The sequence below is a fragment of the [Empedobacter] haloabium genome, assembly GCA_008011715.2.
Taxonomy (GTDB): domain Bacteria; phylum Pseudomonadota; class Gammaproteobacteria; order Burkholderiales; family Burkholderiaceae_D; genus Rugamonas; species Rugamonas haloabia.
This window is the reverse complement of the sequence record CP136508.1, coordinates 2,398,194-2,414,756: the sequence shown is the minus strand read 5'-3', so window position 1 is coordinate 2,414,756 and position 16,563 is coordinate 2,398,194. Positions and strand designations below refer to the sequence as shown.

The window sequence follows — 16,563 nt, the reverse complement described above, 5'->3', positions numbered from 1 at the left end:
TACACCGTCTAGAATACGGGGCTCCAGCCACTACCGCCCAACCGCCATGACCCTGTCCCGCCACCGCCGGCTCCTGCTTGCCGCCGCCGCCCTGCCGTTGCTGCCGAGCCTGTCGCTGGCCAAGCCACCGGCCGCCCCATCCGCTTTCGCCGCATTGGAACGCAAGTTCAAGGGGCGGGTCGGCGTGGCCGCCATCGACACCGCCAGCGGCAAGGTCATCGGCAACCGCCAGGACGAGCGCTTCCCCTTCTGCAGCACCTTCAAGACCATCGTCGCGGCGGCCGTGCTGGCGCGCAGCGCGACCGAACCCGGCTTCCTGGGCAAGCGCCTGCGCTACACCCAGGCCGACATCAAGCCGCATTCGCCGGTGAGCGAAAAGCACGTGGAAGCCGGCATGACGGCCGCCGAACTGTGCGCCGCCACGATCCAGTACAGCGACAACGCGGCCGCCAACATCCTGATGCGCGAGCTGGGCGGACCGGCCGCCATCACGGCCTATGCGCGCACCCTGGGCGACACGACCTTCCGCCTCGACCGCTGGGAAACGGAGCTGAACTCCGCCATCCCGGGCGACGAGCGCGACACGACCACGCCGCTGGCGATGGCGCGCACCCTGCAAAAACTGCTGGTCGGCGACGGCCTGCCGCCGGCGCAGCGGCAACAGCTGAAGGACTGGATGGTGGGGAACACGACCGGCGCCACGCGCATCCGCGCCGGCGTGCCGAAAGGCGCGGTCGTGGCCGACAAGACCGGCACCAGCGGCAGCTACGGCGTCGCCAACGACATGGGCGTGATCTACCTGCCGCAGCGCGCGCCGATCGTGCTGGTGGTATTCACGCATGGGGCGACCGAGCAGGCCGAGGCGCGCAGCGAGAGCGTGGCCGAGGCCACGAGCGTCGCCCTGCGCGAGCTGGCGCCGGCGCGCCTGGCACGCGCGGATTAACGGGGGAACGTCCCCGGCAACAGGATGTCGCGCGTGACGTCGCGCACGTCGCGCAGGCCGCAGAAGGCCATCGTGATATCGAGCTCGTTGCGGATGATGTCGAGGCAGCGCGTCACGCCCGCCTCGCCCATCGCGCCCAGCCCATACAGGAAGGCGCGGCCGATGTAGACACCGCGCGCGCCCAGCGCCACGGCCTTGATGACGTCCTGGCCGGAACGGATGCCGCCATCGAAGTGCACCTCGATGGCGTCGCCGACCGCATCGACGATGGCTGGCAGCGCCGCGATCGACGAGGGCGCGCCATCGAGCTGGCGGCCGCCGTGGTTCGACACGATCAGCGCGTCGGCCCCGCTGGCCACGGCCAGGCGGGCGTCCTCCGCGTCCATGATGCCCTTGATGATCAACTTGCCGCCCCAGCGCTGCTTGATCCATTCCACGTCGCGCCACGACAGGGTCAGGTCGAACTGCTGCGCGGTCCACGACGACAACGACGACATGTCCGCCACCTTGGGTGCGTGGCCGACGATATTGCCGAAGTAGCGCCGCCGCGTGCCCAGCATGCCCAGGCACCAGCGCGGCTTGCTGGCCATGTTGACCAGGTTCGGCAAGGTCAGGCGCGGCGGCGCCGACAGGCCGTTGCGCACGTCCTTGTGGCGCTGGCCCAGCACCTGCAGGTCCAGGGTCAGCACCAGCGCCGAGCAGTTGGCGGCCTTGGCGCGGTCGATCAGGCGGTTGATGAAATCGCGGTCCTTCATCACGTACAGCTGGAACCAGAACGGCTTGCTGGTGTGCGCGGCCACGTCCTCGATCGAGCAGATGCTCATGGTCGACAGCGTGAACGGCACGCCGGCCTTTTCGGCGGCGCGCGCGGCCAGGATCTCGCCGTCCGCATGCTGCATGCCGGTCAGGCCGGTCGGCGCCAGCGCCACCGGCATCGTCACGTCCTGGCCGACCATGGTGGTGGCCAGCGTGCGGTTGCTCATGTCGACGGCGACGCGCTGGCGGAACTGGATGCGGGCGAAGTCGCTGCTGTTGGCGCGGTAGGTGGACTCGGTCCAGGAGCCGGAATCGGCGTAGTCGTAGAACATGCGGGGCACGCGCCGCTTGGCCAGCACGCGCAGGTCTTCGATGGAGGTGATGATGGTCATGCGGGAGCCTGTGACATGGACATGCTCGAAATCATCGGGCATTTGCCGCCGTTTGCCAACCGCCTGCGCGCGCGCGGGCGCGATGAATCACCGCGTTGAGCGCAACGCAGCGGGAACGCAAACGAAAAAAGGCCAGATCCGAAGATCTGGCCTTTCCTTTACATCTGGTGCGGCTGGCAGGAATCGAACCCACGACCCCTTGGTTCGTAGCCAAGTACTCTATCCAGCTGAGCTACAGCCGCAAAACTTCTCACTTACAAACTTCAAGCACAGACTTCCATCTGCGCGGTACAACTGGTGCGGCTGGCAGGAATCGAACCCACGACCCCTTGGTTCGTAGCCAAGTACTCTATCCAGCTGAGCTACAGCCGCAAAACTTCCTCAATTATAACAGCCCGGCGGCAAACCTCGTCACACGCGCTGCTTACTGCGATACTGCTTGCCGGCAGACTTCCATCTGCTGACGAATTCTGGTGCGGCTGGCAGGAATCGAACCCACGACCCCTTGGTTCGTAGCCAAGTACTCTATCCAGCTGAGCTACAGCCGCATTGTCAAGCGAGTCGGCATTTTACAGTATTTATTACGGTTTGGAAAGCTGGATTTTTTATCCATCGTCTCGTTTGCCGCTTGCGCCGCCAACCCGACGTTTCCAGAACCGAAAAGCCTACTGCCGCTTTCCCGCCTGTCCTTCGCAACGTTTGCTGCGAAAGGAGCAAGATTATAGGGCGGCCCCGCTCCATTGTCCAGAGCAAAATGCATGGGCGATGCATGCCCCGCTCCGAGGGCATTTCCATCGCCGCGCCGTGCCCCGTTGGTGTACGATAAACCACGTTTGCTTTCAGCTTAATACTATTACGCCCGACACGGAGTTGGCCGACGCGATGACTGCACAAGCCTGCAACAGCCTGGCCGCGCTGGCCGAACACGACTGGTCACGTGCGACCATCGGCCACCCGGACACCTGGCCGCCTGCGCTGCGCCTGACCATGGACATCATCCTCAGCGTGCCGCTGCCGATGCTCGTCATGTGGGGCCGGCAGCAGGTGATGCTGTATAACGATGCCTACGTCGACCTGGTGGGACCGGCGCAGCAGCCGGCACCCGGCGGCCGCGTGCCGGCCATGCAGCCGTCGGCCTGGAGCTGGAACCCCGCCGCCATCGAGGGCTGCTGGGCCGGCCGCACCCTCGCCTTCCCCGGCGCCACGCTGCGCCTGTGGCGCCACGACGGCATCAGCGAACAGCGTTTCGACCTCACCTATACGCCGCTGCGCGACGCGGAGCGCGTCGTGCAGGGCATCCTGTGCACGCTGGCGCCACCGGCCGCGACCGGCGCCCCGGCGGCCGCCCGCATGCTGCGCATGCTGGTCGTGGAAGACAACCTGGACGCGCAATACCTGGTATGCGAAATGCTGCGCGCGTTCGGCCATGAGGTGGACGCCGTGGCCAGCGGCGAGGCGGCGCTGGAACGGCTGCGGCGCGGCGATATCGAAGTATTGTTTTCCGACGTCAGCCTGCCCGGCATCTCCGGCATCGAACTGGCGCGCCGCGCCGTGGCCGCACAGCCCGGCCTGCAGGTGATCTTCGCCTCCGGCTACGGCACGGCGGTGACGCAGCAGCTCGACTTCAAGACCGAGGCGATCCAGAAGCCATACGAGATCGAGCAACTGCAGGCGATCCTGGAACGGGTGGGCGCGCGCATTCCGGCCTGACCCGCCAGCCCGGCCGGCCAGGCGCTGGCAATTCGTCAACAGTGCGTGCGCAGCGTGCTGCCTGACGCTACAATCGCAGCACGCTGGCGGTGCCCGCGCTCTTGCAGGCGCTCTCGCCTGTTCTCCCCTGTTCTCGCCTGTTCTCGCCTATTCTTTTAACCGCTGCGACCAATCGATGATGTTCCCAACCGGGCCAGGTGACAGCCCAAGTTCCCAAGCAGACCAGCCCCGCGCCGTGCAGGAAGCACAGGAGCGCGCGCGCCTGTCGCCCGGGCAGCTGGTCGCGGCGCTGGGGGGCGTCAGCGACGGCCTGGTGGTGCTGGACCGCGGCTGCCGCGTCACGTACCTGAATCGCCCGGCCGACGACCTGCTGCGCGGACCGGCGCAAGAAGTGGCGAACGCCGTGGGCCAGGTGCTGTGGCAGGCCTTCCCGCAGCTGGCCGGCACGCTGCTGGAAACGCAGCTGCGCCATGCGCAGGAGCGGCGCCAGGCCGTCAGCTTCGAACTGTTCCACGGTGCGCGCCAGCGCTGGCTGGAAGTGCGCGCCTTCCCGTTCGAGGACGGCATCACTTGCATGCTGCACGACATCCACCAGCGCAAGCAGCACGAACGGGCGCTGCGCGAGAACAGCAACCGCCTGCAGGTCGCGCTGGCCGCCGGCAAGCTGGGCGACTGGACCTGGACGGCCGCCAACGACGTCGTCACCTGTGGCCCGCGCGCGGCCGCCATTTTCGACCTGCCGCCCGGGGAAGCGACCACCTGGAGCGCGCTGCAGGAGCGCATCGTCGCGGCCGACCGCGCCGATGCCCAGGCCGCGTTCATGCGCGCGTTCACGGCGCGCAGCGACTTCAGCGTGGAATGCCGCATCGTCCGTAACGGCGGCAGTGCATGGCTGTCCGTGGCCGGGCATGGCTTCTACGATGACGCCGGCCGCCTGGTCGGCATGACCGGCATGGTGCAGGACATCAGCGAACGCAAGGCCGCCGAGGACACGCTGCGCCACAGCGAGAAGCAATTGCGCGCGCTGGCCGACTCGATTCCGCAGCTGGCCTGGATCGCGCATCACGACGGCCGCATCGTCTGGTACAACCGCCGCTGGCACGACTACACCGGCCTGCCGCCCGGCGAGCTGGAAGGCGACGGCTGGTCGCAGGTATATGCACCGGATTGCGTGGAACCGATGATCGCGCACTGGCGCGCATCGCTGGAATCGGGCGAGCCTTTCGAAATGGAAGTGCCGATCCGCGGCGCCGATGGACAGTACCGCTGGTTCCTGACGCGCGCCAACCCGGTACGCGACGCCTCCGGCCAGATGCTGCGCTGGTTCGGCACCAGCACCGATGTCGACCAGGTCAAGCGCGCCCAGGAAGCATTGCGCGACGAGACCAATATCCTGGAGATGCTCAACAGCACCGGCAATGCGCTGGCGCGCCACCGCGACCTGCAGCCGCTGTTGCAGGAAGTCACGGACGCGGCCACGCGCATCGTCGGCGCCCGCTTCGGCGCGTTCTTCTACCACAGCGGCGGCAGCGCGCTGGAGCTGTGCACGCTGTCCGGCCGGCCGCCGGCGGACTATGGCGACCTGGCCGCGCCAGGCGCGGCGCTGGTGTCCGGTCACGGCCTGCTGGAACAGGGCGGCAGCGCCGCCGGCGGCATCGTGCGCTGCGACGACCTGCTGTACCAGCCCGACTGCGCGGCGCAACTGGATCCCGCACTGGGGCGTCACCTGCGCAGCCTGCTGGCCGCGCCGGTCACGTCGCGCACGGGCGACGTCGTCGGCACGCTGCTGTTCGGCCATCCGGAGCCGGGCATGTTCAGCGAGCGCTCGGAACGCATCATCGGCGGCATCGCCGCCCAGGCCGGCGTGGCCATCGACAATGCGCGCCTGAACGAAGCGGCACGCCGGGCCGCCGAGGAACGTATCGCCCTGCTCGACCGCGAACGCAGCGCCCGTGCCGAGGCCGAGCGCAGCAGCCAGATGAAAGACGAGTTCCTAGCCACCCTGTCGCACGAGCTGCGCACCCCGCTCAACGCCATCCTCGGCTGGTCGCAGGTGCTGCGGCGCGGCAGCCGCGGCGAGGCCGACCTGCACAAGGGCCTGCAGACGATCGAGCGCAATGCCCGCGCCCAGGCCCAGCTGATCGAAGACCTGCTGGACATGAGCCGCATCATGTCCGGCCAGGTGCTGCTGGAATTGCAGGGCGTGCTGCCCGCCACCATCGTGGACGCGGCGATCGAGGCGGTGCGCCCGGCCGCGGGCACCAAGAACATCGTCATCGAGCGCGACTTCGCGTCGTGCGCGCCGATCGCGGCCGACCCGGGCCGGCTGCAGCAGGTCGTCTGGAACCTGCTGTCGAACGCCATCAAGTTCACTCCGCCGGACGGCCGCGTGCGCGTGACGATCCGCGAGCGCGACGGCCAGGCCGAGATCGGCGTCGCCGATACCGGCATTGGCATCGGTGCCGAATTCCTGGGCCACGTGTTCGACCGTTTCCGCCAGGCCGACGCCTCCACCACGCGCCGCCATGGCGGCCTGGGTCTTGGGCTGTCGATCGTCAAGCACCTGGTCGAGCAGCACGGTGGCACGGTGGCCGCGGCCAGCGCCGGCGAGGGCCATGGCGCCGCGTTCACGGTGCGCCTGCCGCTGGCCGGCAAGCTGCCGCTGGGCGAGCGGCCAGCCCGCCCCGCCAGCGCGGCCAGCACCGCCCGCGGCCGCGACGGCGAGCCGGCCGACCTGCGCGGGTTACGCGTGCTGGTGGTGGACGACGAGGCGGACGGCCGCGAGCTGATCAAGCGGGTGCTGGCCGATCGCAATGCCGAAGTCACGACAGCCGAGACGGCGGCCGAAGCGCTGGCCCTGCTGCCGCGCATACGGGCCCAACTGCTGCTGAGCGATATCGGCATGCCGGACATGGACGGCTTCGAGCTGCTCGAACGCGTGCGCGCGCTGGGCCCCGCCGCCGGCGGCGACGTGCCGGCGATTGCCCTGACCGCGTTCGCCCAGTCCGAAGACCGCCTGCGCGCCCTGGAAGCCGGATTTCAGGACCACATCACGAAACCGGTCGAGCCTGCCGAACTGATCGCCACGGTGGCGCTGGTCGCGGCCCAATGCCGGGCCGACTGACCTTCAGCCGACTGTTGTTTTTTGATCACTCGACGATCGAAATACAACAAGCATTAACTTTAAACATGATTTTTCCCGCCTTCCTACTGCCGGACGCGGCAATGTCCTACAAGAAACTCGTGCAAGTTTGATACACTCCAATATCTGAAAAATCTTCCCTTGGAAAATAATTTTTCAATACGTGCGACGCAGCAAACCCTGCGGCGCTACACTTAGAATTCCGCTCCAGGCCGAAAAAACGCCGGAGCCTGTGTGCACGATGAGGCGAGAAGAGATATGCCCAGCCCAGATGAGATCCTGAATGCCAAGATCCTGGTGGTGGACGATTGCGCGGACAATGTCGACCTGATGCTCGAGATCCTGCGTGAAGCCGGCTACACCGACGTCACGGCGACGATGCTGCCCGACCAGGTTTGCACCCTGCATCGGCAACATTGCTACGATCTGATCCTGCTGGACCTGCAGATGCCTGGCCTGAACGGCTTCCAGGTCATGAAGGGACTGAAGGAAATCGAGCAGGACGGTTACCTGCCGGTGCTGGCGCTGACGGCCCAGCCGGCGTTCAAGATTGCCGCGCTGGAAGCCGGCGCGCGCGACTTCATCAGCAAGCCGTTCGACCTGCTCGAGGTGCACAAGCGCATCCACAATATGCTGGAGGTACGCCTGCTCTACAAGGAGCTGGCGCAGTACAGCAAGAAGCAGCAGGAGCTGGCCCTGCACGACCCGCTGACGGGCCTGCCGAACCGGCGCCTGCTGGAAGACCGCATCGAGACCACGCTGCAGCACGCAATGCGCAACCAGCGCAAGGCCGCCGTCATGTACCTCGACCTGGACGGCTTCAAGGCCATCAACGATACCCACGGCCATGCCTATGGCGACGAAATCCTCAAGCTCGTGGCACAGCGCCTGGTGGGCTCCTCGCGCAAGGAGGACACGGTGGCGCGGGTCGGGGGCGACGAATTCGTCATCGTGCTGGGCGACGTGAGCGGCCTGCCGGACGCGCGCGAACCGGCCTCGAAGCTGATCGAGGTGGTGTCCGAACCCTACCTCGTGAACGGCATCACCTTGCGCCTGTCCACCAGCATCGGCATCGCGCTGTTCCCGGACGACGCATCGACCGTTGGCGACCTGATCCACGCGGCCGACAACGCCCTGTACGACGCCAAGCGTGCCGGCAAGAACCGCTTCTGCGCGGCGCCCGGCAGCACCAAGGCCGCCGCGGCCAGCGTGCCGCATCAGCTGAAAAGCGTCGCCACCACCGCCGCCTGAAATGGGGTCTGTCCCGTTGGGACTGACCCCGAAGTGCTGCGTGCCAATAGCGCAAGAAGGCAATCGCGTATCGTAAGGAATGAGGTTCCTTTCGATACGCGATTGCCGTCAGCCGCCGCGGCGAACCTGCCAAACTTCGGGATCAGTCCCTAATGCCGCTAAGTTAAGGAATTTTGGCGCGCAGAGAACAGACGCTCGCTTGGGGTCTGTCCCGTTTTTTGGGACTGACCCCGGTTTTTATCGCGCAAGTCGCATGGTTCTGCGATTAAAACCAGGGTCAGTCCCCTGCGGGGACAGACCCTAACCCAGCTACTTTTCTCTTAACTTAGCGGCATTAGGGTCAGTCCCTGCGGGACAGACCCCGGTGCGCCTGGGTTTCGCCTCGCTTACTGCGCCGCCGCTTCCTTTTCCTTGCCGGTCTCGGTGGACTCCTCGACCTTGTTGGCATGCTGGTGGTCGGCTTGCGCGTCGACCTTGTCCGGCGCCACTTCGATGCGGGTGATTCCCGAGTCGACGGAAATCGGGTCGCTGGCCGGGAACGTCATCTCGACCGCGTCGTCCAGCAGCTCTTCCTTGGCCTTCTCGGCCGGCTGCATCTGCTCCTCGTCGGCCAGGGTGGTGATCGCCACGGCCCACTTGATGAAGTTCAGATTCGCCAGCTCACGCACCGTGCTGATGTTGAAGGCCTGCTGCAGCGCCTTGGCATCTTTTTCACTGACACCGCGCAGTGCGCTGAGCGGCGCGTCAGCCAGTTCCTTGAAGCACTTGCCCAGGTGTTTTTTGTCTACGACGGTATCGATATTCATATTGGGTCCTTTCGTTGTGTGGCGTGGTGTCTACGCTTTCAATATGTCATGATTGCCACGGACATGTATGTGCGCAATCGAACAATATCGGGGCTGTTCCCGTTGCCGCATGGACTTTTGACATTGCGATATGCGGTTGCTATGATCGTCAGGATGTTTGCCTGACAAAACTGTTTCTCCGCGACGTGATCTGAAACTATTAAAAGTACCCAAATTGGACAAACCAAAGATCCTCGTCGTCAACGATGACGCCAACAGCCTGTTCGCCCTGACGAGCCTGCTGGCACAGTGGGCCGAGCAAGAGCCCTATGAGGTAATTGCCGCGCGCAGCGGCGAGGAAGCGCTGCGGCAGGTATTGCGGCACGACTTCGCCGTGATCCTGCTCGACGTGAACATGCCCGGCATGGACGGGTTCGAGACGGCCGAGGCGATCCACCAGCGCGGGCGCTCGGCCAATATTCCGATCATCTTCATCACGGCCTTCGTGGCCGACGAGCTGGACCGCCTGAAGGCCTACCAGCGCGGCGCCGCCGATTTCCTGTTCACGCCTGTCATCCCGCAAATCCTGCATGCCAAGATCTCGGTGTTCGTCGCGCTGGCCGTGAAGAACGAGGAATTGAAGAAGCAGGCCAGGCAGTTGCACCAGCGCACCAACGACCTGATCGCCAGCAACCAGCGGCTGCTGCAGGAAATCGAGGAGCGCAAGGTGGCGGAGCGGCAAAACCATGCCAAGGATGAATTCCTCGCAATGCTGGGTCACGAGCTGCGCAATCCGCTGTCGGCCATCAGCAGTGCCGCCTCGCTGATCGGCCTGCCCGGCGTGTCCGGCGAAGGCGCGGCGCGGGCCAAGAAGATCATCCAGCGCCAGAGCCAGCACCTGGGCCGCATCGTCGACGACCTGCTGGACCTGTCGCGCGCGATGTCCGGCAAGATCCTGCTGAACCGGGCGCCGCTCGACCTGGCCGCCCTGATCGCCAACAGCCTGGAAACCTACCGTGCCACCGGACGCACGGCGGATTACCATGTCACCATGGAGCTCGAGCCGGGCTGGGTCGACGGCGACGTGACGCGGCTGGAGCAGATCTTTTCCAACCTGCTGGACAATGCACTCAAGTACACGCCGCCGGGTGGCAGCATCGACATCGTGCTGGAACTGGACGGCGATGAGGTCGTGCTGACCGTGCACGACACCGGCGTCGGCATTTCGGCCGAGCTGCTGCCCCATGTCTTCGACGTCTTCGTGCAGGGCACCAGCACGCTGGACCGTGCCCAGGGCGGCCTGGGCATCGGCCTGGCACTGGTGCGGCGCCTGGCTGAATTGCATGGGGGCAGCGTCGAAGCCGAGAGCGCGGGAGCGGGCGAAGGCAGCACGTTCTCGATCCGCCTGCCCCGCACCGAACGTATCACTGAAACGAAGCCTGAAACCATGGAAACGACCGTACAGAGCAAGCCAACCATTCTGCTGATTGAAGACAACGACGATGGCCGCGAGATGATGGCCATGATGCTGGGCTGTTACGGCTACGAGGTGCAGCACGCCGCCGACGGCCTGCAGGGCATCGCGGCGGCGCAGGGCTACCGGCCCGACGTGGCGCTGGTCGACATCGGCCTGCCGGGCATCGACGGCTACGAGGTGGCGCGGCGGCTGCGCGCCAACGGCGAGACCAGCGGCATCCGCCTGATCGCGCTGACGGGCTACGGCCTGGCGGAAGACCAGCGTCGCGTGCTGGAAGCCGGCTTCGACATGCACCTGGTGAAACCGGTGGACATCGAAAGCCTGATGAAGGCGATCGGCAGCCTGACCAATCCGAACAGTTCCTCGGCGCCGGCCGCCTGAGCGGCCAGGAAGCGGGAGCGCGGCGCGCTCCCGGCGGGCTTACATGCGCGGCTGGCTGGCCTGCGCGCCCTTCACGGTGACCATCGGCTCGGGCGGGATCATGTCGATCTCGTCCTTGCGGGCCTGGATGCGTTCCCCCAGCTCGACCATGTCCAGGTCGGCCTGCTTCGCTTTCGGGAACATCTCGCTCTCTTCTTCCTTGACGTGGTGCTCGATGTACTCGCCCAGTACTTTCACCTTGGCATCGTACAGGTCATCATGCGGGTCCATCGCGCTGATCTGGGCGATCAGGTCCTTGGCCGACGCGTGCTCGACCGTCGCCTCGTCGACCAGGTCATCGCTGTCCTCGGCTTCCTGGCGCACGGCCGGGTAGAAGATCTCTTCCTCCGCGATCGCGTGCTTGGTCAGTTCCAGGCAGATCTTGTCGGCCAGTTTTTTCTTCGCGACAAACGCGCGCTCGCCCAGCTCCTCGAACTGCTTGAACATCGCCTTCACTTCGGCGTGGTCCTGCTTCAGCAGGGCGATCGCGTCTTGCGGCTTGGCTGTGGCACTCATGGCTGCTCCTTTTGTGTCGGTTGGATGATGGGCACAGCTTGTCACTTTTGCAGCGCTGTGTATGTGCGGCATTTCACGATGGTGCCGGTGCGACATTTCCGCAAAACCTCATGTATGATCCAGGCGTTACCGCCTGCATACAATAAGAAAACACCATGTCCGATATTGCACCGGAAGATCAGAACGACGCAGCCCGTGTCGCCGAACTCAGCGACCTGCTGGGGCACGTCAACAGCACCTGGGACAACGAACGCCGCTCCCTGGCGCGCCAGTTGCACGACAGCGTGGGTTCCTCGCTGACCGCGCTGACCATGCACCTTGGCCTATTGACGGCGAAGTTGCCGGAAGACCCGCCCGCGCTGCGCGAACGTGCGGTGCAGATGAAGAACCTGCTGCACACGATTATCGAGAACAACCGCCGCATGCAGCACAAGCTGTGGAATGACAAGCTCGAGTTCCTCGGCATCAAGGTTGCCTTCAGCGAGGCCGTGACGGAGTTCGGCGAGCATTACCGCGTCGCGGCGCGCTGCAGCCTGCCCGAGGACGAACCGGCCTGCTCGCGCGAGCACGGCGTGGCGCTGCTGTTCGCGCTGGAGGAAGGGCTGCGCAACGTGGCCGCCCACGCGGGCGCGACCGAGGTGAACGTCATCGTCGACGATAACGAGGACGAGATCATGCTGACCGTGCGCGACAACGGCAGCGGGCCCGGCGCGCCCGACGCGGGCGCCGACAAATATGGCCTGCGCCTGGTGCGCGAACGGGCGCGCCACCTGGGCGGCACCCTCGACCTGAAGGCCCACCCCGATGGCGGCAGCGCGCTGACGCTGGTGCTGCCGAAGACGCCGGCGCCCTGATCGGCCGGCGCCCAGCGGCGCCTTGCGCTCACAGCCAGATCCGGTACAGCCAGTAGCTCTCGTCGGTTTGCGCCAGGCGCAGCAGTTCGGCGGGACTGGTACCGGCGATGGCACGCGCCTCGCGCGACAGGTGGGCCTGGTCGGCGAAGCCGCCGGCCGCCGCCACCTCGGCCAGGCTGACCCTGCCCTGCTCGGCCTGCGACGCGGTCCGTGCGGCCACCATCGACCGCTCGATCCGGTCCAGCCGGCGCAAGGTGCGCAGCGGATGGCCGGCCCACGCGCGCACACGGCGCTCGGCCATGCGCGCGCTGCGGCCCATGCCGGCGGCGGCCGCGCGCACGGCCAGCGCCTGCACCCAGTCGCGCGCGTGCACCAGCGCCCCGTCGGCCCGCACGCCACGCCAGCGCCGCTCCAGCCCCGTCTCGAAGACGGCGATCCGCTCCTCGTCCGTGACGGCGGCCAGTACGCTGGCGGACAAGTCCTGCCACCAGGTATCGAGCACCTCGCCCAGCGGCGCCATGCGGTCCAGTTGCGCGGCCATGTCCAGGCCCGTCAACCGGTGCAGCGCGTCGGCGAAGAGCATCACCGTCATGACGTGCACGGGACCGGGATTGGACGTGACGAACGGCCGCGACTGCGGGCCGCAGAACAGCGCCTGGCCCGGCCGCAGCCAGGTATCGATGGCCGGGTCGTCCACCGCCGGCACGACCAGTTGGGCGCTGCCCTCGAACATCCAGGTGATCGTGCAGAACGGCGTGGCCGGGAAGCGGTTCAGGCGCTGCGGCGCGGCCAGCGGCGCGCAGCCGACCGTGCTGCGCACCACCCAGGCACGCACGCACGACGCCAGCGCGACGCGGGGCGCCACCAGGCGGGCAACGGTCGGGGGATAGGTTGGCTCTTCCATACTGGCATTCTAGCGTGGCCGGGACGCCAAGGGTGCCAATCAGGACCGGGGCACAGCGCCGTCGCAAACGTTCAAGACGATACGCCGGCACGCCACCATACTGCGGGTCATGACACTGCCAGGAGCCGCCATGCCCGACCGCCTCATCGCCACCCTGCCCGGCCCGCGCGGCCTGCCCCTGCTGGGCAGCGCCCTGCAGCTGCACCCGCGCACCATCCACCGGACGATGGAAGCCTGGAGCCGCCAGTACGGCCCGATGTTCCGCGTGCGCCTGGGCGCGCGCACGGCCGTCGTGCTGGCCGACCCGGATGCCATCGGCAGCGTGCTGCGCGACCGGCCGGACGGTTTCCGGCGCCCCGCCGTCACGGCCGACGTGACGCGCGAGCTGGGCGGCCTGCCGGGGCTGACGCTGGCCGAGGGCGACGACTGGCGCCGCCAGCGCCGCATGGTGATGCAGGCGTTCGCGCCAGGCTTCGTCAAGGCCTACCTGCCACGCCTGGCCCAGGTGGGCGTGCGGCTGGCCGCGCGCTGGCAGCAGGCGGCCGTGGCCGGCCGGCCGATCCCTCTGTCGGCCGACCTGAAGCGCTATGCCGTGGACGTCGTCGCCGGCCTCGCGTTCGGCGCCGACGTCGATACCGTCAACGCCGGCACGAGCGACCTGCAGGACCATATCGACACGGTGCTGGCCGGCGTGGCGCGCCGCTCGCTGGCGCCGCTGCCTTACTGGCGCTGGCTGCCGCTCCCTGCCGAGCGTCGGCTGCGGACGAGCGTGACAGCGCTGCAGGCCGCCATCGACGGGTTCGTCGCCAGCGGCCGCGCGGCCATGGCGGCCGACCCGGCCTTGCGCGCGCGGCCGGCCAACCTGCTGCAGGCGCTGATCGCCGCCGCCGACGCACCGGGCAGCGGCCTGGGCGACGCCGAGGTGGCCGGCAACGTGGCAACGATGCTGATGGCCGGCGAGGACACGACGGCCAGCGCGCTGGCCTGGCTGGCCTGGCTGCTGGCGCGTCACCCGGCCGCACTGCGCCGGGCGCAGGACGAGGTGCGCGCCAAGGTGCCCGACCTGGCAAGCATCACGCCGGCCCAGGCCGACGCGCTGGACTATGTGGAGGCTTGCGCGCTGGAGGCGATGCGGCTGAAGCCGCCCGCGCCCTTCATCCCGCTGCAGGCGCTGCGCGCGACCGAGGTGCTGGGCGTCACGCTGCCGCCCGGCACCTTGCTGTGGTGCGTGCTGCGCCACGCCAGTGTCGACGACGCGCTGCTGGCCTGCGCGGCCGGGTTCCAGCCGGAGCGCTGGCTGCCCGGCGGGGATGCGACGACGGCGCCCGCGCGCCAGGCCATCCTGCCGTTCGGCGCCGGCGCGCGTGCCTGTCCGGGCCGCTACCTGGCGCTGCTGGAGATGAAGGTCGCGCTGGTGGCGCTGCTGGGGCAATTCGACCTGGACAGCGTGGCAGCCGCGGACGGCGCCGAGCCGGCCGAGGTGCTGGGCTTCGTGATGGCGCCGGCGCCCCTGACGATGGTGCTGCGCCCGCGCGCCGCCAAGCGGCTCAATGCAGCTTGACGTGCGGCGTCGAGCGCTTGATCAGGAAGCGCGCCAGCGCCAGCACGCCGGTGCGCAGCGTGCCCATGATGGCCTGGTGGTGCATCAGGTGCAGGCTCGTATACATCAGGCGCGCGAACGTGCCCTCGACGAACCAGTTGCTGCCCTGCAGTGAGCCCATCAGGCTGCCGACCGAGGTCGACTGGCCGAACGACACCAGCGAACCGTAGTCGCGGTAGACGTAGGGCTTGCCGCTGGGCGGCTTGCCCCGCTCCTTGCGCAGCAGCGCGTCGAGCAGGTAATCGGCCTGCTGGTGCGCCGCCTGCGCGCGCGGCGGCACCGGCTTGCCGTCCGCGCCCAGGCACAGCGCGCAGTCACCCAGCGCGTAGATGTTCGGGAAGCCTTTCACCACCAGTTCGCCGGTGACGTCGAGCTGGCCGCCCTTGACGGTCGGCAGCCCCAGCTGGGCCAGGAAGTCGGGCGCCTTGATGCCGGCGGCCCAGACCGTGATGTCGGACGGGTAGACGGTGCCGTTGCCGACCGTGACCCGGTCCGCCTCGATCTGCGTCACCCGCGTTTCGGCGCTGACCTTGACGCCCCGTTCGGCCAGCAGCTTGACGGCCGCGGCCGACACCCGTTCGGGCAGCGGCGCCAGGATGCGCGGCGCGCCTTCCAGGATCGTGATGCGCACGTCCTGCAGCGGTTGCAGGTGGCCGAAACCGTAGGCGGCGTACACGCCGCTGGCCTCGCGCAGCTCGGCCGCCAGCTCGACGCCGGTGGCGCCACCGCCGATGATGACGATGTCGATGCCCTGGCTGCCGGCCTGGTCTTGCTTGGCCGTCGCGGCCTTGGCCAGCAGTTTCAGCAGCGTCAGGCGGAAGCGCTCCGCGTCTTCGGTGGCGTTCAGCGAGATCGTGTGTTCGCGCGCGCCCGGCACGCCGAAGTAGTTGGAGGTGCTGCCGACGGCCAGCACCAGCGAGTCGTAGCCGATGCGCCGCTCGGGCAACACGGTCTCGCCGGACTGGGTCTCGATGGGGCTGACGGTGATCGTGTTGCCAGCCGCGTCCAGCGCCTCCAGCGCGCCGTACACGTAGGTGAAGCCGTTGTCGTGCGCCAGCATCTGGTACGACAGGCCCTCGGCGTGGATGTCCAGGGTGCCCGCCGCCACCTCGTGCAGCGACGGCTTCCAGATGTGGTACAGCCGGCTGTCCACCAGCATGACCTTGTTCGGACCGAGCTTGCGGCCCAGTTTGCAGGCCAGTTCCAGGCCGCCCGCCCCACCTCCGACGATGACATATTTGCTGTGCAAACGTTCCTCCCTGGTTGAATGGCGGCCGGCCGGCTCAATCAGTCACGGCCGTGACCTTTGCCGTGACCGTTGCCATGGCCATGGTCCTTGTCGCGGCCATGACCCTTGCCGTGGCCGCCGCCGTGCTCGCGCTCCTCGCGGTGCGGGCCGCCGCGGCCGTGCTCGGCGCGGTAGCGTGGCGCATACTCGTTCAGGTACCAGTCGTCCCGGACGAAGTACACCGGCCTGCCGCAGGCGCGGTAGCGGGCGCAATGCTTGCTCCATTTCTTCGCGTGGCCGGGCGGTACGCGCAAGTACAGCGGCTCGGCGACGTAGTGGGCCGGACGCTGCACGATAATCGGTTCCCGGTAGATGACGGGCGGCGGCGCCGTGTTGCCGATGTCGATGCGGCCGTAGAAGCCGGGCTGGCCGATGTTGATGGACACGCCGACGTCCTGGGCGGCGCACACGGAAGAGAGGGCCAGCAGGCTGGCGGCAAGGATAAGCTGTTTCATATACACATTCGTCAGGACCAAGGCCGGCGCGGGGTGGCCGGCACGGCTTTATTGTACTTAGTCAATTCCG

Annotated in this window: 13 protein-coding genes and 3 tRNA genes; 7 read left to right on the top strand and 9 right to left on the bottom strand. The window is 67.5% G+C overall.

The features are described from left to right. The first annotated feature begins 46 nt into the window (after positions 1-46). The gene (gene bla / locus E7V67_010560) at positions 47-943 is read left to right on the top strand and encodes a class A beta-lactamase (GenBank protein WUR15513.1); all 897 of its coding nucleotides are present in this window, start codon (positions 47-49) and stop codon (positions 941-943) included. On the opposite strand, the gene E7V67_010555 is transcribed toward bla, so the two are convergent. The 4 genes from E7V67_010555 to E7V67_010540 form a co-directional block, all read right to left on the bottom strand. Further along, the gene (locus E7V67_010555) at positions 940-2,091 is read right to left on the bottom strand and encodes an alpha-hydroxy acid oxidase (GenBank protein ID WUR15512.1); all 1,152 of its coding nucleotides are present in this window, start codon (positions 2,089-2,091) and stop codon (positions 940-942) included. The two genes, bla and E7V67_010555, sit on opposite strands and share 4 nt — an antisense overlap. Positions 2,092-2,256: 165 nt before the next feature. Beyond that, positions 2,257-2,333 (bottom strand) — tRNA-Arg (locus tag E7V67_010550). Between the two features lie 53 nt (positions 2,334-2,386). After that, positions 2,387-2,463 (bottom strand) — tRNA-Arg (locus E7V67_010545). Positions 2,464-2,562: 99 nt separating this feature from the next. Continuing rightward, positions 2,563-2,639 (bottom strand) — tRNA-Arg (locus tag E7V67_010540). Positions 2,640-2,973: 334 nt separating this feature from the next. On the opposite strand from E7V67_010540, the gene E7V67_010535 reads away from it, so the two are divergent. The 3 genes from E7V67_010535 to E7V67_010525 all read left to right on the top strand — a co-directional run bounded on the left by E7V67_010535 (position 2,974) and on the right by E7V67_010525 (position 8,194). Continuing rightward, the gene (locus tag E7V67_010535; protein ID WUR15511.1) at positions 2,974-3,801 is read left to right on the top strand and encodes a response regulator; all 828 of its coding nucleotides are present in this window, start codon (positions 2,974-2,976) and stop codon (positions 3,799-3,801) included. 235 nt (positions 3,802-4,036) lie between these two features. Next, positions 4,037-6,925 carry a PAS domain-containing protein gene (locus E7V67_010530; protein WUR15510.1) on the top strand — a complete coding sequence of 963 codons (2,889 nt, stop codon included), beginning with the start codon at positions 4,037-4,039 and terminating at the stop codon, positions 6,923-6,925. A 276-nt stretch (positions 6,926-7,201) separates the two neighbouring features. Beyond that, positions 7,202-8,194 carry a diguanylate cyclase gene (locus E7V67_010525; GenBank protein WUR15509.1) on the top strand — a complete coding sequence of 331 codons (993 nt, stop codon included), beginning with the start codon at positions 7,202-7,204 and terminating at the stop codon, positions 8,192-8,194. 386 nt (positions 8,195-8,580) lie between these two features. Here the strand turns inward: E7V67_010525 and E7V67_010520 are convergent, their stop codons facing one another. Continuing rightward, entirely contained in the window at positions 8,581-9,000 is a 420-nt protein-coding gene (locus E7V67_010520; GenBank protein ID WUR15508.1) for a hypothetical protein, read from the bottom strand. Between the two features lie 214 nt (positions 9,001-9,214). Here E7V67_010520 and E7V67_010515 point away from each other — a divergent pair, with 214 nt between their 5' ends. Continuing rightward, positions 9,215-10,837 carry a response regulator gene (locus E7V67_010515; GenBank protein ID WUR15507.1) on the top strand — a complete coding sequence of 541 codons (1,623 nt, stop codon included), beginning with the start codon at positions 9,215-9,217 and terminating at the stop codon, positions 10,835-10,837. Positions 10,838-10,876: 39 nt separating this feature from the next. On the opposite strand, the gene E7V67_010510 is transcribed toward E7V67_010515, so the two are convergent. Next, positions 10,877-11,392: a hemerythrin domain-containing protein gene (locus E7V67_010510; GenBank protein WUR15506.1), complete on the bottom strand. Its 516-nt coding sequence runs from the start codon at positions 11,390-11,392 to the stop codon at positions 10,877-10,879. 155 nt (positions 11,393-11,547) lie between these two features. Between E7V67_010510 and E7V67_010505 the strand changes: the two genes are divergently transcribed. Continuing rightward, positions 11,548-12,246 (top strand): histidine kinase, encoded by a 699-nt coding sequence (locus E7V67_010505; GenBank protein ID WUR15505.1) that lies wholly within the window; start codon positions 11,548-11,550, stop codon positions 12,244-12,246. Positions 12,247-12,274: 28 nt separating this feature from the next. On the opposite strand, the gene E7V67_010500 is transcribed toward E7V67_010505, so the two are convergent. Then, entirely contained in the window at positions 12,275-13,150 is an 876-nt protein-coding gene (locus tag E7V67_010500; protein WUR15504.1) for a helix-turn-helix domain-containing protein, read from the bottom strand. A gap of 130 nt (positions 13,151-13,280) precedes the next feature. Between E7V67_010500 and E7V67_010495 the strand changes: the two genes are divergently transcribed. Next, a complete protein-coding gene (locus E7V67_010495) occupies positions 13,281-14,711 on the top strand; it encodes a cytochrome P450 (protein ID WUR15503.1) in 1,431 nt (476 codons plus the stop codon). Here the strand turns inward: E7V67_010495 and E7V67_010490 are convergent. Next, a complete protein-coding gene (locus tag E7V67_010490; protein ID WUR15502.1) occupies positions 14,698-15,999 on the bottom strand; it encodes an NAD(P)/FAD-dependent oxidoreductase in 1,302 nt (433 codons plus the stop codon). The genes E7V67_010495 and E7V67_010490 overlap by 14 nt on opposite strands. 38 nt (positions 16,000-16,037) lie before the next feature. Further along, complete coding sequence (locus tag E7V67_010485) at positions 16,038-16,493, bottom strand: hypothetical protein (protein WUR15501.1); 456 nt, start codon at positions 16,491-16,493, stop codon at positions 16,038-16,040. Between the last annotated feature and the right edge of the window lie 70 nt (positions 16,494-16,563).

Bases quoted from the DNA above. Each gene is read 5' to 3' on its own strand.
- bla (WUR15513.1), top strand. From the start codon at position 47: ATGACCCTGTCCCGCCACCGCCGGCTCCTGCTTGCCGCCGCCGCCCTG.
- E7V67_010555 (WUR15512.1), bottom strand. From the start codon at position 2,091: ATGACCATCATCACCTCCATCGAAGACCTGCGCGTGCTGGCCAAGCGG.
- E7V67_010535 (WUR15511.1), top strand. From the start codon at position 2,974: ATGACTGCACAAGCCTGCAACAGCCTGGCCGCGCTGGCCGAACACGAC.
- E7V67_010525 (WUR15509.1), top strand. From the start codon at position 7,202: ATGCCCAGCCCAGATGAGATCCTGAATGCCAAGATCCTGGTGGTGGAC.
- E7V67_010520 (WUR15508.1), bottom strand. From the start codon at position 9,000: ATGAATATCGATACCGTCGTAGACAAAAAACACCTGGGCAAGTGCTTC.
- E7V67_010510 (WUR15506.1), bottom strand. From the start codon at position 11,392: ATGAGTGCCACAGCCAAGCCGCAAGACGCGATCGCCCTGCTGAAGCAG.
- E7V67_010505 (WUR15505.1), top strand. From the start codon at position 11,548: ATGTCCGATATTGCACCGGAAGATCAGAACGACGCAGCCCGTGTCGCC.
- E7V67_010500 (WUR15504.1), bottom strand. From the start codon at position 13,150: ATGGAAGAGCCAACCTATCCCCCGACCGTTGCCCGCCTGGTGGCGCCC.
- E7V67_010495 (WUR15503.1), top strand. From the start codon at position 13,281: ATGCCCGACCGCCTCATCGCCACCCTGCCCGGCCCGCGCGGCCTGCCC.
- E7V67_010485 (WUR15501.1), bottom strand. From the start codon at position 16,493: ATGAAACAGCTTATCCTTGCCGCCAGCCTGCTGGCCCTCTCTTCCGTG.